This window comes from Vibrio pomeroyi (assembly GCA_041879425.1).
Taxonomy (GTDB): Bacteria; Pseudomonadota; Gammaproteobacteria; order Enterobacterales; family Vibrionaceae; genus Vibrio; species Vibrio pomeroyi_A.
Map to the genome: position 1 here is coordinate 637,639 of CP090855.1, position 16,727 is coordinate 654,365.

The 16,727-nt window shown below is 44.7% G+C and carries 12 protein-coding genes; 5 read left to right on the top strand and 7 right to left on the bottom strand.

Features of this window, described 5'->3' with window-relative positions:
• Window positions 1-4 precede the first annotated feature (4 nt).
• The gene (locus L0992_18850) at window positions 5-391 is read right to left on the bottom strand and encodes a hypothetical protein (protein XGB70075.1); all 387 of its coding nucleotides are present in this window, start codon (window positions 389-391) and stop codon (window positions 5-7) included.
• Window positions 392-730: 339 nt separating this feature from the next.
• Here L0992_18850 and L0992_18855 point away from each other — a divergent pair, with 339 nt between their 5' ends.
• On the top strand, window positions 731-1,714 hold the full coding sequence (locus L0992_18855) for a hypothetical protein (GenBank protein XGB70076.1): 984 nt from the start codon (window positions 731-733) through the stop codon (window positions 1,712-1,714).
• 85 nt (window positions 1,715-1,799) lie between these two features.
• Here L0992_18855 and L0992_18860 read toward each other — a convergent pair whose 3' ends face one another.
• Window positions 1,800-2,993, bottom strand: coding sequence for an acetate/propionate family kinase (locus tag L0992_18860; GenBank protein XGB70077.1), 1,194 nt, complete (start codon window positions 2,991-2,993; stop codon window positions 1,800-1,802).
• A 661-nt stretch (window positions 2,994-3,654) separates the two neighbouring features.
• Window positions 3,655-5,709, bottom strand: a complete 2,055-nt coding sequence (locus L0992_18865; protein ID XGB70078.1) for a DEAD/DEAH box helicase — start codon at window positions 5,707-5,709, stop codon at window positions 3,655-3,657.
• A 308-nt stretch (window positions 5,710-6,017) separates the two neighbouring features.
• Between L0992_18865 and rnb the strand changes: the two genes are divergently transcribed.
• Together rnb and L0992_18875 are read left to right on the top strand one after the other, a co-directional pair.
• Window positions 6,018-8,024: an exoribonuclease II gene (gene rnb / locus L0992_18870; GenBank protein XGB70079.1), complete on the top strand. Its 2,007-nt coding sequence runs from the start codon at window positions 6,018-6,020 to the stop codon at window positions 8,022-8,024.
• 173 nt (window positions 8,025-8,197) lie between these two features.
• Window positions 8,198-9,028, top strand: coding sequence for an AraC family transcriptional regulator (locus L0992_18875; protein XGB70080.1), 831 nt, complete (start codon window positions 8,198-8,200; stop codon window positions 9,026-9,028).
• Between the two features lie 98 nt (window positions 9,029-9,126).
• Here the strand turns inward: L0992_18875 and L0992_18880 are convergent, their stop codons facing one another.
• Window positions 9,127-9,489: a DUF3024 domain-containing protein gene (locus L0992_18880; GenBank protein XGB70081.1), complete on the bottom strand. Its 363-nt coding sequence runs from the start codon at window positions 9,487-9,489 to the stop codon at window positions 9,127-9,129.
• Window positions 9,490-9,742: 253 nt separating this feature from the next.
• On the opposite strand from L0992_18880, the gene L0992_18885 reads away from it, so the two are divergent.
• Entirely contained in the window at window positions 9,743-10,558 is an 816-nt protein-coding gene (locus L0992_18885) for a phosphate ABC transporter substrate-binding protein (protein ID XGB70082.1), read from the top strand.
• Window positions 10,559-10,648: 90 nt separating this feature from the next.
• Here L0992_18885 and L0992_18890 read toward each other — a convergent pair whose 3' ends face one another.
• The 3 genes from L0992_18890 to L0992_18900 form a co-directional block, all read right to left on the bottom strand.
• Window positions 10,649-11,335: a MaoC family dehydratase gene (locus L0992_18890; protein XGB70083.1), complete on the bottom strand. Its 687-nt coding sequence runs from the start codon at window positions 11,333-11,335 to the stop codon at window positions 10,649-10,651.
• A gap of 349 nt (window positions 11,336-11,684) precedes the next feature.
• A complete protein-coding gene (locus L0992_18895; GenBank protein XGB70084.1) occupies window positions 11,685-14,837 on the bottom strand; it encodes an efflux RND transporter permease subunit in 3,153 nt (1,050 codons plus the stop codon).
• A gap of 11 nt (window positions 14,838-14,848) precedes the next feature.
• On the bottom strand, window positions 14,849-15,985 hold the full coding sequence (locus L0992_18900) for an efflux RND transporter periplasmic adaptor subunit (protein XGB70085.1): 1,137 nt from the start codon (window positions 15,983-15,985) through the stop codon (window positions 14,849-14,851).
• A gap of 259 nt (window positions 15,986-16,244) precedes the next feature.
• On the opposite strand from L0992_18900, the gene L0992_18905 reads away from it, so the two are divergent.
• The gene (locus L0992_18905; GenBank protein XGB70086.1) at window positions 16,245-16,688 is read left to right on the top strand and encodes a cytidine/deoxycytidylate deaminase family protein; all 444 of its coding nucleotides are present in this window, start codon (window positions 16,245-16,247) and stop codon (window positions 16,686-16,688) included.
• The last annotated feature ends 39 nt before the right edge of the window (window positions 16,689-16,727 follow it).

The window sequence follows — 16,727 nt, forward strand, 5'->3', positions numbered from 1 at the left end:
GTGCTTAGTTTGACTCGTCTTCAACATCACAGTCAGCACAGCACTGAAGCGCAATTTCATGTTCGAAGGTGATCGTGTCTTTACCTTCTTCTAGTAGTTCTGCGATTTCATCAGCGACTTCTTTCTCATCATCCGCTTCGATGCCGCTTTCTAGCTCTTCTTCTGAATAACCAAAGAAGTTCAGCAGCAAGTATTCGCGAGCTTCTTCTTTCGTACAAACCACGTCTGCTGAAAGATCTGGCGTAACCTCACCTTGTGCAAGCGTCGCAGTTACTTGTGCTACAGCAGCATCTTTCATCGCAGGCGTTAACCAACCAAGATCAGTACTTACAGATGTCTTTTTACAGTCGAAGCAAGGCAGTTGGTGAAAGTAGTATTGAAAGGTAGTCATAGGTAATTTCTTCTTTAAATGTTGTATAGCGAGATTATGCGCGTTTTGTAGCAAAATACTATCTCAATCACAACCAGAGACTGATTCGTGAGAGTTATTTTTACGAACACGGCTTAAGCTAGAGCCATTATCCAAGCAAACGCTGTTTTACCGTTCATTACTCAGCTTTACGCTTGTTTACATTCTTGCCGTTATTATAAGTCCCATTCAGGAACAGGCATGGTAGCCCAGCAGGTGATCTAGCTTCTGCTTGGTTTAATTGCATTTGGCTTAACTTACTTGCACTTGGCTTATTTTGAACCACGCTTATTTGCATCATTCCACATTGGATCTCTATCAATGATCAACATAAAACATCAGGCTCTTGCCATTTCATCTATCGCATTACTCGTGGCAGGGTGCTCACCATCATCAGACACACCGTCTGTCAGCAACATCAACGATTACCAAGGCTCAGCAAGCATTACTCAAGGCAGAGCCACTACCGTTGAGTCGAATCTATTTGAATGTGAAAACGGTCGCAGCCGAGTCGCCGGTGTTGGGGAAATTACAGACTCTGACGGAAAGGTTTGGACGGTTCCTGCCGACAACAACTTTGCGGATGGACCAAAAGCCTTTGATCTTTATGAAGAGCGCTCAAACACCACACCAAGCAGCCTAGCGGATGTTGACCAAACTTTGGTTCCGGTAGTCGAAATTGACCCTGACGGCGAAGAAGTGACAGGCTATATTTTTGCCGATAATTATTTTGAACTGTATATCAATGGCACGCTAGTCGCCGTCGATACGGTTCCTTTTACGCCTTTTAACTCAAATCTCGTAAAGTTCAAAGTTAGCAAGCCCTACACTATTGCAGTAAAGGTGATTGATTGGGAAGAAAACCTAGGCCTAGGTACAGAAGACAACCGTGGTAAAGCGTATCACGCGGGTGATGGTGGTTTTATCGCGAGCTTTAGTGATGGAAGCGTTACAAGCGCAGATTGGCAAGCTCAAACATTCTATACCGCACCGATTTACGACTTAACTTGCTTGAGTGAAGTAGACGGAAAACGTCTTTCTGAAAGTTGCACTACTGAAGGTACTGATCACGGGCAAGATGCGTACGCCGCTCACTGGGAAACACCAAGCAATTGGATGAACCAAGAGTTTGATTCAGCTTCATGGCCTCAAGCATCTGTCTACTCAGAAGACGATATTGGCGTAAACAATAAAAAGGCGTACATGAACTTTATTGAAAAATTCAGTGGTGCCGGAGCAAGCTTTATCTGGTCGACGAACGTTGTTCTCGATAATGAGGTGCTTCTGAGATACGAAGTTAAGTAGCTTTCAACTGACTGCAACAGACACAAAAAAGCGAGCCACTTGGGCTCGCTTTTCAATATTTGTCTTGCTTAGGCTTGAGCTTAAATTACAGAAGCTCTACCGACTGTTGAGCAATAACGAACTCTTCGTTTGTTGGGATAACCATTGCTACAGCGTCTAGCATTTCAGACTTCGCGATGATGCCTTCAGCGCCAAAGCGAGCGGCTTCGTTGCCAGCTACATCTTCAACAAAACCAAGAATCTTAAGGTTGTTTAAGATCTCACGACGAATTGGTAGAGAGTTCTCACCGATGCCGCCTGTGAAGATGATGCCGTCTAAAGAATCTAGCGTTGCTAGGTAAGAAGCAACGTATTTAGCTACACGGTAAGTAAACACCTCAAAAGCCAGTTTAGCGCCTTCATGGCCCTCTTCCATTGCTTCTAAAATGCCACGAGCATCGCTCGTTAGACCAGACACACCTAGGAAGCCAGACTCCTTGTTAAGAGAGTTGAAGACTTGCTCTTGTGACCAACCTTTCTTAAGTAGGTACTCGATGATGCCTGGGTCTAGGTCACCACAACGTGTGCCCATCATTAGGCCAGAAAGCGGTGTGAAGCCCATAGAAGTATCAACACTGTTACCATCTTTGATAGCACATACAGATGCGCCGTTACCTAGGTGAACAGAGATGAAGCTCGACTTCTCGATTGGCTTGTTAACCATTTTCGCAGCTTCACGACTAACGAAGTAGTGGCTAGTACCGTGGAAACCGTAACGACGTACGCCGAAATCTGTGTATAGCTCTTTTGCGATTGCACCTGTGAATGCACGCTGTGGCATTGTTTGGTGGAAAGCAGTATCAAATACAGCGAACTGAGGTAGAGAAGGGAAAGCTTCAATTGCAGCACGGATACCGATAGCACCTGCTGGGTTATGAAGTGGAGCTAGGTCAGACAGGCTTTCAATTTCGTTCGTCACTTCTTCAGTAATGCGAACGGTTTGAGTGAACTTCTCACCGCCGTGAACGATACGGTGACCGATAGCCACGATATCAGCCGTGAAGCCTAGGTCTTCCATCAGGCCAACCAATTTGCCAATGGCAATTTTGTGGTGGTTATCTTCACCTTGAATGGCAATTTCAGTTTTCTCGCCTTGGAATTTCCAGCTCATGCGAGCATCTTCAAGACCAAAACACTCCCCTAGGCCACTTAATACTGCTTCACCAGAAACAGAATCGATTACAGCAAATTTTAGGGATGAACTACCCGAGTTAATAACCAGAACAAACGAATTAGACATTGGATATGGATCCTGTTTCAGTACGAATTGGATGAAGTGTTTACTTCAATTTTAGTTAAGCCCATTATTCAATAATTTTTGAATCTTTCAACTTTTGTTTTGAAAAAATCACTAAATGAACACAATTAAGTTGATCTTAGTCATTAATTTATTTATTTCGAGAGCGAAATTAAAAAATAGTTGAATAAGAAAATTGATAAACGAGTACCGCAAACGAATGCGAACGTTATTTTTAACTTGATTTGCTCTATTTGTCGGATTCGGTCAGGAAGTTCATTTCACGAGAGAAAACAGTAAAATTCACCTCATTAAACACCTGCGACTCCCAAAAACTCCCCCGCTCCAATAAGCTTTCTACACGGCAAATTAAGTGACTTTCATACATTTCGCCGAATCTTGTAGCACGCGATTTAAGTATAGCCTTACAACGCCATACAGCCACGCTAATGGCAGTTGATGCTCACTTCACGTCGTCTTGAAATTGGTTTAATCATTTTGAGCCGAACTATCGATGAAGGCAGTCAATCACGGAGTTTGAGTGGTTTGCTTTAAATGCGAGTAGTAAGATCGGGAAGATGAACGAGCAGGCACAAAAAAGCCGAGCATTACGCTCGGCTTTTAAAGTCAGTGTCTAGACTAAAGTGTCTAAACGAAAGGTTGATTAACCTTCGTTACGCTCTGGACGACGACCACGGTTACCGCCGCCATTGCCGTTACCATGACCACGTTCGCCACGGTAGTTACCACGGTGATCGCCACCACGGTTACGGTCGAAACGACGCTCGCCATCACGGCCGCCTTCACGGTTACCATCGCGTGCACCATCACGGTTGCCACGGTATCCACCACGACCGCCTTCACGGTTGCCACCTTCGCGGTTACCATCACGGTTACCACGGTAGCCGCCGCCATCACGACCGCCACGACCACGGTTGCCATCACGACCGCCGCCGCCACGACGAGGCTCACGGAAGTCGTTGAAATCAACAACAACAGCGCCAGCTTCTTTTTGACGAATACGTAGTTTGCTTAGCTTACCAGCAGTTTCAGAGTTCATTGCTTTTGGCAGTTGAACGTAAGTAGAACCTTGGTCTAGCTTGATAGCACCGATAGAACCTTTAGTTAGGCCTAGTTCGTTTGCTAGTGCGCCAACGATGTCTTTAACCTGAACGCCTTGCTCACGGCCAACTTGTAGTTGGTAAGTATCCCAATCTTGCGTATTGAAGTTGCGATCGCCACGACCATTTTCACGGTCTTCACGACGCTCTTTGCGACGGTTCTTGTCACGCTCAATAGCAGCGATCATTGGGTCTTCGCCAACGTAGAATAGTGGGCTCTTACCTTGCTGACGCTTAAGAAGCATTGCAGCTAGAGTAGCAGCATCAACTTCTAGAGACTCTTGAAGAGTAGAGATAAGACCTGCAAAGTTTTCTAGAGCTTTGCTTTCTTTCTCTGTTTCAAGTTCAGCGCCAAGCTTAGCAACACGTGCTGCAGCAACTTGGTCACGTAGAGGAAGTTGGATTTCTTCCATAGATGACTTAGTTACGCGCTCGATAGTGCGAAGCATGCGAATTTGGTTAGTGCGAACTAGTAGGATCGCTTTACCTTTACGTCCAGCACGGCCAGTACGACCGATACGGTGGATGTAAGATTCAACATCGAATGGGATGTCGTAGTTGAATACGTGAGTGATACGTGGAACATCAAGACCACGTGCTACAACGTCAGTTGCAACTAGGATGTCGATAACACCTTGTTTGATGTGATCAACAGTGCGCTCACGTAGAGACTGAGGAATATCACCGTGCAGTGCAGCAGCTTTGAAGCCACGTGCAGATAGCCAATCAGCTAGACGCTCAGTATCTTGACGAGTACGTACGAATACGATTGACGCGTCAGTTTCTTCAGTTTCTAGAAGACGAGACATTGCTTCGTCTTTTTCTACGCCTTTAACAACCCAGAAGTTCTGCGCTACTTTGTCAACTGTGTGGTTAGTACCAGCAACGTCAACTTTTGCAGGGTTACGTAGGTAACGGTCAACAATAGTCTTAACCATTGGAGGCATAGTTGCAGAGAAAAGTACACGTTGTGCAGTTTCTGGAGCTTGCTCTAGGATCCAAGTAACGTCATCTACGAAGCCCATTTTTAGCATTTCATCTGCTTCATCAAGAACAAATGTGTGTGCTTCATCTAGGTGTAGACGGTCACGAGTTAGTAAGTCTTTAACACGACCTGGAGTACCAACAACAATGTGAGCACCGCGGCTTAGAGCGCGCATTTGGTCAACGATTGAAGCACCACCGTAGATTTCAATAACCTTAAGACCTTTGATATCACGGCCAAGGTTTTTGATTTCTGCAGCAACTTGAATCGCTAGCTCACGAGTAGGAGCCATGATGATTGCTTGTGGTTTGTGTTGGTTTAGGTTGATTTTGTTAAGTAAAGGCAGAGAGAATGCTGCTGTTTTACCAGTACCAGTCTGTGCTTTACCTAGTGCGTCACGGCCTTCAAGTAGAAGAGGAATAGCTGCTGCTTGGATTGGAGTCGGAGAAACGAAACCCATGCTATCAAGAGCTGAAAGAATGTTATCGTTTAGGGCTAATTCATTAAATTGAATTACAGATTCGGACATTGGGATCCCACTATATATAAGTAAACAAAAGGTCCCGGGAGCTCTATCAATTCCAATACTGATCCAATCAGATACTGATTCCATTCAGAGTTACGAAGCAGTAATAAAACACTTCAAGCCATTAGGGACGTCTAAGGGAGGCGGATTATTCCCTAAATGCATAAAAAAAGCCAGAAAAAATTGAAATACATCACATATTTTTCGGTTTTATATCAATACTGGCTATCATATCGTCAAAACTTGATGAATATCTCGTCATAGCGAAGGACATCCACCAAATTGACCTAGTTAAATAAGCCGACAATTAATTTACGCTCACTTCGGCTTTAAGTAGTAATCGAGCCTCGCAATGATTATAGTGTGCTCAATTGTTCTCGTTAGATAAAAGTAAGATGTTTCAAGATAATCCTCTACTCGCTCAGCTCAAGCAGCAAATCCAAGAAACCCTCCCTAAAAAGGAAGGTACTATCAAAGCCACTGAAAAAGGCTTTGGTTTTCTCGAAGTTGATAGCAAAACAAGCTTCTTTATCCCGCCTCCGTACATGAAGAAATGTGTTCACGGTGACAAGGTGATTGCCATCATTCGCACCGAGAAAGAGCGCGAAGTAGCAGAGCCAGAGGAATTAGTTGAACAAGGTCTTACTCGCTTTATTGCACGAGTTAAGCTTTTCAAAGGCCGTTTGAACGTTGTTCCTGATCACCCGCAACTGAAAAAGTTGCAACTTAAAGCAAAAGCAATGAAGGGTTTAAACCCTGAAACGCTTAAAGAAGGTGACTGGGTTGTTGCTCACATCGTTCAACACCCATTAAAAGGTGACAACGGCTTCTTGGCTCAGATCTCTGAAAAAATCACAGACGCTGATGACAAGATCGCACCTTGGTGGGTAACGCTGGCACAGAACGACCTACCAAACAGCGAGCCTGCAGGCATCGACAACTGGCAGATCAATGACGATGCTGATCTTGAACGTGTAGACATGACGCACGTACCTTTTGTGACTATCGATGGTGAAAGCACAAAAGATATGGACGATGCGCTTTACGCGAAGAAGAAAGAGAACGGTGATTTTGAACTGACTATCGCGATTGCTGATCCTACGGCTTACATTTCTCCTGATGATGCAATGGATAAAGTGGCTCGTGAGCGCGGTTTCACGATTTACCTTCCGGGTCGTAACATCCCAATGTTGCCTCGTGACCTTGCAGACAACTTGTGCTCACTTATCGAGAACGAAGTTCGCCCTGCTCTATGCTGCACAGTAACGGTATCTAAAGATGGCGTTATTGGCGATGACATCAACTTCTTTGCTGCAAACATCAAGTCTCACGCTCGTCTTGCTTACGATAACGTATCAGACTGGCTAGAAACAGGTGCATCAGAGAAGTGGCAACCATCAGAAGAGATCGCTGCGATCGTTTCTGACCTTCACCAATTTGCTCAAGCTCGTTCAGCATGGCGCTCAGCAAACGCTGTTGTGTTCCCTGACCGTCCTGACTACCGCTTTGAACTTAGCGAAGATAACGATGTTGTTGCGATTCACGCAGACATGCGTCGTAGTGCGAACAAGTTAGTTGAAGAGTCGATGATCAGCGCAAACATCTGTGCAGGTCGAGTGTTAAAAGAAAGCTTCAACCAAGGTGTGTTTAACTGCCACTCTGGTTTCAAGGCCGAGAAAGTTGCTGACGTTCTTGAACTGGTGAACCCGCAAGCGGAAACACCATTCACTGAAGAGCAAATCGTTTCTCTTGAAGGATTCGCAACGCTACGCCGTTGGTTAGGTTCTTTAGACAACAGCTACTACGACAACCGTATTCGCAAATTCCAAGCGTACAGCGAGATCAGCAATGAGCCTGCGCCTCACTACGCTATGGGTTTAGACATTTACGCAACTTGGACATCTCCAATCCGTAAATACGGCGACATGATTAACCACCGCATGCTTAAGGCGCACATCCTAGGTAAAGCGCCAATTCAAACACCGGATGAAACCATCGGTGATGAACTTGCCCTACACCGTCGTCACCACGGTATGGCTGAGCGTAATGTTGGCGATTGGTTGTATGCTCGCACTCTGGCGTACGCTCCAGAAGAAGAAACTCGCTTCCAAGCAGAGATCTTCGACATTAACCGTGCAGGTATGCGTGTTCGTTTACTGGAGAATGGTGCTGCGGCATTTATCCCTGGTTCTCTCATTCTTGATAATAAAGAGAGAATAGAGTGCAACAGTGATATGGGCACTGTATCTATCGATAAAGAAATGGTATACAAACTGGGAGACGTTTTAGAAGTAGTTCTCTCAGAAGTTAATCAGGAAAACCGTAACTTAGTCGCAAAACCGACTCAAGTATTTGCGGACTTGCCTAGCGAGCCTGAAACAACAAACGAAACCGAAGCTTAAGACTTTTAACGGTTACAGCTTGCAAGGTTAGGGCCTCCAAGGTCAAAAAGCTTCAAGGTTCACTTCTAAAGGCGCTAATTATTAGCGCCTTTTTTGTAAATGTCTCATGCTTAAACAATACTTAAAAAAAACAATCAATAAGCAACCGATTTACAACGTCAAAGAAGCGCACTATGTCATCAATCACAGTTACTCAGTTCAGAAACTTCATTCCCAGGAAACGAGAACGCTACCCCGCCTCTAAAAACGGTATCTTCATGGTATCGAAGGGCAGCATTTCTTTCGTGCTACCCAATGGCACTGAAGCCTCGTTACAAGCGGGCGATTTCACACTCTACAATTCTGGTCAGATTAAAGACATCACAGTTAACACGGAAAATGGCGAATTTAGCGCAACCTGCTTAGATTTCGATTTGGCTATTTTTCAAAAGTTCATCAACCAATTCAGCGATCTAGAATCCACTCGAGTCCCAGACAAATACATCAAGTTCAATCAGACTGATACTGAAATCTACCAGTTGAAAGAGCTCATCATGTCGCTCGCCAATTCTTCTTCTCAGAATGACTACGCACTCACTCAATTAGGCTTAAGTTTGCTGTCACTGATGGTAGAGCAATATCCTGCTCTTTTGGTCATCATTGCTCGAGCTTCGAGATTAACCGTGACGCAAAAAGTCATTCACTACATCGAACAAAACATAGAAAACAACATCTCTTTGGACACGCTCGCGAGTTACATGGGAATGTCGCCAGCAACGCTCAAACGTCGTTTGTCGGCTGAAGACCTTTCGTTTTCGAATCTATTGAAAATCAAGCGAATTGCCCACGCCGCTACGCAGTTAAGAACATCGGATAAATCGATTACTCAAATTGCTTATGAATCTGGCTTTAAAAGTGCCGCTCACTTCAGTACTGCCTTTAAAACTTATCACGGAAAAACGCCAAAAGACTTCCGTTCGTTAATCGCACGAGCGCAACAACAAGGCATTAAACCGCCCGTCTAAAGTGTAGGAAAACAAGTTAATAAGGCGCAGTGGCTAAGCTTTAGCGTTGCGCCAACTAACTATGATGGTCAAGCCACCAGCGACGTTGAAGTGATCGGTTATGACCAAAAATACGACTTAGGATCTTTTTCTATTTCAGCCAGAATAGCATCAAGATCCTTCGATTTAGGAAGGTAGGGATAAGGTCCCCAGTTCACGGAATCAGTTTCGGCATCGTCTTCAAGCGGCACCATCACCAACCAACAAGATAACGATTCATCAAAGGTCACGCAGGCAATCTCATTTGTGTAATCACTATGAGATGAGTCGAGCAAATAATGCGCCTGAGAAAACAGCACACCGCCCTCACACTCTTCATATAGGGATTTGCCTAGCTCTACCGGTAAATTGCTATTTCGAGAAGTACAGAGCCTCTCAGCTCCAATTAAAAGACGATTCAGTTCTATATGAATAACGGACATAACACCCCTTGTAACTTCATAGAAACTTCTAAGTAGTGAATTCCTCTACTTAGCTTAGGACTCAACGAACATTTTAGCGAACCAGCGAAAACAAAATAGCCGCCCTGCTCCCAGAAACGAACCCTTCTTATCCAAAGTTATCTTACTTTCAAAAACCAATCCGGCAGCTATACATCGAGCATATAGAATTTCACAAAAGTGTCATATAACCGACCTATCATATGCGACAAATGTTATTAACTAGGAGTTGTTTATGTTACGAGTCGCGCTTGCCTCTCTTTTATCCTTAGCCCTGTCTTCTCACGCTGCTTTTGCACAAGAAACCAATATTTCGGGCTCCACTTCGGTATCACGAGTGATGGATGTATTAGCTGAGGAGTACAACAAGACTCACCCTGATAACTATATTGCGGTTCAGGGCATCGGTTCTACAGCAGGCATTACCATGGTTAATAAAGGTGTGTCTGATATCGGTATGAGCTCACGCTACTTAACGGACCGTGAACAGAGCGACAAACTGAAAGTGTTCCCGATTGCGTTTGATGGCCTAGCTGTCGTAACTAACCGTTCGAACGGTGTAAGTAACGTTACTCGCGAACAGCTATTCGATATCTACAAGGGAAAAATCACTAACTGGAAAGCCGTAGGTGGTGCAGATCAGCCTATCGCGGTTGTGACTCGTGAAGCGTCTTCTGGTTCACGTTACAGCTTCGAAAGCCTGCTTGGTTTAACGAAAATCATTAACGACCGTCTAGTGTCTGACATCAACCCAAATAACTTGGTTGTGAACAGCAACAGCATGGTAAAGACGATTGTTAACCATAACCCACATGCTATTGGTTTTATCTCTGTAGGTTCTATCGACCGTTCGATTAAAGCAATCACATTTGAAGGCGTAGAGCCGACATCTAAGAACATTGCCAACCACAGCTATGAACTGGCTCGCCCATTCTTGTTGCTGCACAAAACAGATTCTGTTTCTGAAGAAAGCAAAGACTTCATCAAGTTCGTGAAGTCAGAGCAAGGGCAAGATCTTATCGAAGAGTACGGCTACACTCGCATTAAATAAGTGAGTGAGTTTTATCTTATGAAAACAAAAAGAGAGAGCATTATGCTCTCTCTTTTTTGAATCTTTATAAATCGCTTGTTTACAAATTACTTAGAAGTGAAGTTGAATCACCGAAACGATAACAGCGCCAGGACGACGGATGCCTTCGATTTCTACGCGGATTTCACGCTCAATCTCTAGGCCTTTCTTAATTGGCGTCACTTTTGTTAGCGTACTTTTAGCACGAACGTTGCTGCCTGATTTCACAGGGTATGGGAAACGTACTTGGTTAAGACCAATGTTTACAACCATCTTCGCTGTCGGGAATTGAGACTTGTCAGGGTCAACGCTGTCAGTAAGGCGAGGAAGCAGAGACAAAGTTAAAAAACCATGTGCGATGGTTGTTTTGAACGGAGAGTCTGTTTCTGCCTTAGAAGGCTCTGTGTGGATCCACTGCATGTCTTCAGTCACAAGGCCGAACTGGTTAATACGGTCTTGACTTACATTGATCCAGTCGCCAGTATGGATAACTTCACCGATCTGCTGATTAAGCTCGTCAAACACAAGCTGTGCTTCAGGCTTTAATACGATCGGTTGCTCCACAGGCATCTCTGGTGCATCTTCGTTTACTGCAGGTTTGTGGTGATCACGAACCCACGCAAAGAAATGGCTATTTTGCGTACGATTAAGAAAGTCACCCCAGTAATCTCTAAGAGCTGGAGACATCCATTGCATAAACTCTGAGTGTTGCGAAGACACGCTGTCGCCTCGGTGTTTAAATAAATCAATGACTTTCATAAGAACCTCAATGCACAAAAAATTTCAATATAACTTCGTAATTTTGAAACACTTCACACTATTGTGCAAATGTTTTCGAGCATACACCCGTTAGCTGAACCTTGCTATTTTCATAATAAACAGACACTTACTAATAAAACATCATTTTATTACAAAACCCAATTTAGAGTGTTAGCTCTATCACATAATAAACATTTGATTATATAAATAGCGTTTTTATTCACAAGTGGAATAAAAAAAGGCTTAGCGCGATGCTAAGCCTCAGTTTTTATAAGGGATTAATTCTCACAAGGGATTCGTTTGAGGCTTACTTTTACAAGAAAGCCACCTCCCTTAAAGTTAACCTATCCTATTCGTCATCCAGTGGAATCAGTTTGGTATTACCACCGTGTGCCTTCTCACGCTTACGCTGCACGAATGCATAGAAGCCAGGGATTAGGAACGTACCCGCCAGTAACACACATAGGAGACCACCAATCAGTGAAATACCCAGAGAGTTCTGGCTCACGTGACCGGCACCCGCAGCGAAGATAAGCGGGAAGATACCTAAGATAAACGACCAAGACGTCATATTTACAGCACGGAAACGTAGCGTACCGCCCTTCACTGCCGCATCTTCGATTGGTGCGTCTTTTTCTTCACGCTCAACTTTCGCGAATTCCACAATCAATATTGCGTTCTTCGCGGCCAAGGCTATCAAGAGAACCAAACCAATTTGTGCATAAAGGTTCAACGGTGTGCCTGTTAGGTTCAACGCCAAGAAGGAACCTAAGGTTGCGACAGGTACTACTAAGATAATCGCAATCGGTATGGTCCAACTCTCGTACTGAGCCACCATGAACAAGTAGATGAAGATCAGTGCCAATGCGAACGCAAAGATCGCTTGGTTGCCCGCGAGTACTTCTTGGTAAGCCATACCAGTCCATTCGTACTGATAACCTTGTGGTAGAACTTCAGCTGCGACACGTTCCATCGACGCAATCGCATCACCACTCGAGTAACCCGGTGCTGGTTGACCTTGGATCACTGCACTGCGGTACATGTTGTAACGCCATGCTACATCTGGTTCGAAGATCTGGTCGTAAGTAACAAGTGTACTTAGCGGGATCATCTCACCATTAGACGAACGTACGTGGAATCGTTGTAGATCGTCCATGCTGCTACGGTGATCACTGTCAGCTTGCATGGTTACGCGGAAGTTCTTACCAAACATGGTGAAGTCGTTCACGTACAACGAACCAAGGTTACCTTGTAGTGTTTGGAAGATTTCCGACAGCGGAATGCCTAGTTGCTGCGCTTTCTCACGGTCAATATCGACATAGTAGTGAGGTACGTTCGCACGGAAAGTACTGAACGTGTGTGAAATCTCAGGCTGTTTCGTCGCCTCAGCAATCACGTCATTCATTACCATCGCAAGGTCTGTACGGCTACGACCTAATGTATCTTCAAGAACGAACTCAAAACCAGACGCTGCACCCATACCCGGTACCGCTGGCGGTCCCATCGCAAATACAATCGCCTGAGGCAATTCTGTTGCCGCTCGACCATTAATACGCTGTGAGATAGCTTGCGCTGAATGTTGGCCATCCAGTGCGTTACGCGTGTCCCAATCGTGAAGCTTGATGAACATCGACGCACCATTCGATGCAGATGCACCTGTCATGAATGCGTAGCCGTTAACCAGTGTTACACCATCAACACCCGGCTCTTGTTCAACCATCTCTAGCAATTGCTCTGTCACATCTTCTGTACGAGACAGTGATGCCGCGTCAGGAAGCTGCACGTTAACCAGCAAAATACCTTTATCTTCTTGAGGTACGAACGCCGTAGACGTTGTTTTCGCGAAGTAAGTAACAGCCGCTAAAGCAACAACGAAGAAAGTGAACAGCAGAACGCCTTTCTTAACCAAGAAGCCAGCAATTTGACCGTATTTGTTAGTAACGGACTCTAGACCACGGTTAAACGCTTGGTACCAACGAGCTGTGTTACCACCGCCCTGCTTCAGAACCAATGAACACAATGCTGGTGACAACGTTAGTGCGTTAATCGAAGAGATAACAACGGCGATACAGATAGTCAGAGCGAACTGACGATACATGATGCCGGTAATACCTGGCAGCATCGCAACAGGGATGAATACCGCAAGTAGAACCAAGGTAGACGTAATGATCGGACCCGTTACTTCTTTCATCGCGATAAGCGTGGCTTTACGCGGTGAAATCGTTGGGTCTTTGGCCATCGTGGTATCAACGTTCTCGATAACCAAGATCGCATCATCTACCACGATACCAATCGCCAATATCAAACCGAACAAGGTTACCGTGTTGATGGTAAAACCCGTCATCTGCATGATGGCAAACGTACCGATCAAAGATACTGGAATCGCGACGACAGGAATCAAGGTTGCACGCGCACTACCCAAGAACAGGTAAGTAACTGCGATAACCAGCAAGATAGCTTCGATCAGCGTTTTTACTACCCCTTTAATCGACTCAGCAACGAAGACTGTCGTGTCGTAACTCGCTTCATAAGCAACGCCTTCAGGGAAGTTTTTGCTTAGGTTGTCGAGCATCGCCATTACGGCTTTACCACTTTCCAGTGCGTTAGCGTCTGACTGAAGTGACAGCGTTACGATCGACGCATCTTGACCACGGTATTTACCATTACCATCGTAGAATTTTTTACCAAGCTCAACACGTGCAATGTCTTTTAGATAAACCGTTGAACCGTCTTGAGTTGCACGAAGAACAACATTTTCAAACTCATCAGCCGTTTCTAGTCGACCTTTTGTTACCAAGTTGAACTGCACTTCTTGAGCATTGTTATAAGGTGCTGCGCCAATACGACCAGCAGCAACTTGAACGTTCTGCTCTGCCAACGCGCGATTCACGTCAGAAGTGGTGATATTCAGGTTAGCCATTTTCTCAGGATCTAACCAAACACGCATCGCGTATTCACCACCACCCAACACATTCACTTCACTAATACCTGACACACGTGCCAATTGGTCTTTAATGTTTAAGTTAACGTAGTTGATCAGGAATTGATCGTCGTACTCACCGTTTGGCGAATAGAAGTTCAATACCATCAAAAGGTCAGGTGAACGCTTTTTAACGGTAACACCCACCATTCTAACTTCTTGAGGAAGCTTCGATTCGATTTGAGCAACTCGGTTCTGAACGTTGACCTGAGCCATATCTGGATCAGTACCAACATCAAAAGTTACGTTAAGGTTGTATGAACCATCATTAGCACTCTTAGAAGACATGTAGATCATATCTTCAACGCCGTTAACCGACGTTTCTATGGGGTCGGCTATCGCCTGTTCTACTACTTCAGCACTTGCACCTGTGTAGAATGCGGTAACACTTACAGAAGGCGGGCTGATTTTTGGATATTCCGCTACTGGCAAGATGGCGAGAGAGATCGCACCTGCCAGCGTTAAGATTATGGATATTACAAGGGCAAACTTAGGCCTTTGAATAAAGAAACGACTCAACATAAATAAGCCCCTTACTCAGCTTTTTCAGCAGCAGGCTGAATGCGAACAGACATACCATTACGTACACGCTGTAAGCCTTGAGTGATAACTGCATCGTCCTTCTCTAATCCAGAGTGAACAATCACACCACCTTCAACCTGACGACCCATTTCGATGTTTCTACGCTCAGCCACAGGAGCCGCTTCGCCTTCAACTAGCACCATAACAAAGTCGCCTTCAAGGTCGGTTTGAACCGCGCGGCGAGGAATGGTTACGACATCAATAGATTGCTTCTCACGCAGATCAACACGAACGTGCTGGCCAGGAAGCAATTGCTGGTCTGGGTTATCAGCAATCGCACGCATCGCGATCGTACCAGTGTTTAGGTTGATACGGTTGCCCAAGAAATCGAGCTGACCTAGGTGTTCGAATGCTTCGCCATTTTCAAGCATAATTTGCACTTCAACACGATCAGAATCGCTGCTACCGTCACCTTCAATACGGTCCATACCTAACTCAATACGCTCACGCTCACTGATACTGAACGATGCATGGATTGGGTCTAGGCTAACCAAAGTTGTCAGTACACCTGAAGACGGTGAAACTAGGTCACCTTTACTAACTTTAGTGTCACTGATTCTTCCAGAGAAAGGTGCGATAATTTGGGTGTGAGAAAGTTGAACATTCGCGGCGTTTAACTGGGCTTGGCTTGCTTCTAGCTGTGCTTGAGAACCTAATAGGTTTGCCGTTAATGCATCAAATTCCGATTGAGAAATACTGCCCTTAGGAAGTAGGTTCTTACCACGGTTGAAATCAAGTTCGGCTTTTTTAAGGTTAGCATTCGCTTGAGCAACAGCCGCTTTCGCGCTTGCTACTTCTGCTTCAAATGATGAAGGCTCAATTGAGTAAAGCAATTGACCCTTCTCGACCATTTGGCCTTCTTTGAAGTGACGGCTTTGTAGATAGCCAGAAACCTGCGCCGTGATCGCCGTGTCTTCTACGGCTTCAATACGACCGATGTACGACTTACTTTGCTGATGAGAAACAACGCTAACATCCTGTACAGCTACGAGAGGTAAAGGCGCTTGCTTGGCATTCTGAGCATCTTGCCCACATCCAGCAAGAATAAGAGAGCTTGCAAGAACCGTAAGGATTAACTTTTTACGCATGGTTATACCGTCACTTATGAGAAATTGAACAGCATAAAAGTTACGTAACACAAATATCTACAATGTCCGAGGAATATCAATTATTACTTGAAAAGTGTTTCAACGTGTAACGAGAAACCTGATGCTTATAAAACACTTACAAGTAGATAACAAAATTACCTCAAATGAGTCTTTCTCGCTCTTAGGAACTAGGTATATTGACTAACATCATGTATCTTCGTAGATAAGTATTCATATTTAATTACTTAAGGTAATTCACATGATTTCAAAATGGGCTAAACGTTTTTATCAAATGGCGGAGCTGGTTGGCTCTTGGAGTAAAGATCCATCCACTCAAGTTGGTGCTGTGATCACCAAACACAACCGTATCGTTTCAGTAGGCTTTAACGGCTACCCTCATGGTGTATCGGATAGTGCTGATACTGATGATCGTGAGATGAAATACCTAAAAACCTTACACGCAGAAGAAAACGCAATCTTGTTTGCTAAGCGCGATTTAGACAGCTGTGAAATTTGGGTGACTCACTTCCCTTGCCCAAACTGTGCAGCGAAGATCATCCAGACCGGTATCTCTGCGGTTCACTGCCCTGAGCAAAGTGAAGATTTCCTTTCTCGTTGGGGAGACAAGATCAAGGTAAGCCAAGATATGTTTGAACAAGCTGGCGTACAAGTCGATTGGTTGCCAATTGCTGACTTAGACTAACTTCGATTGGTTAATCTGTTTATTGATTGATAAAAAGAC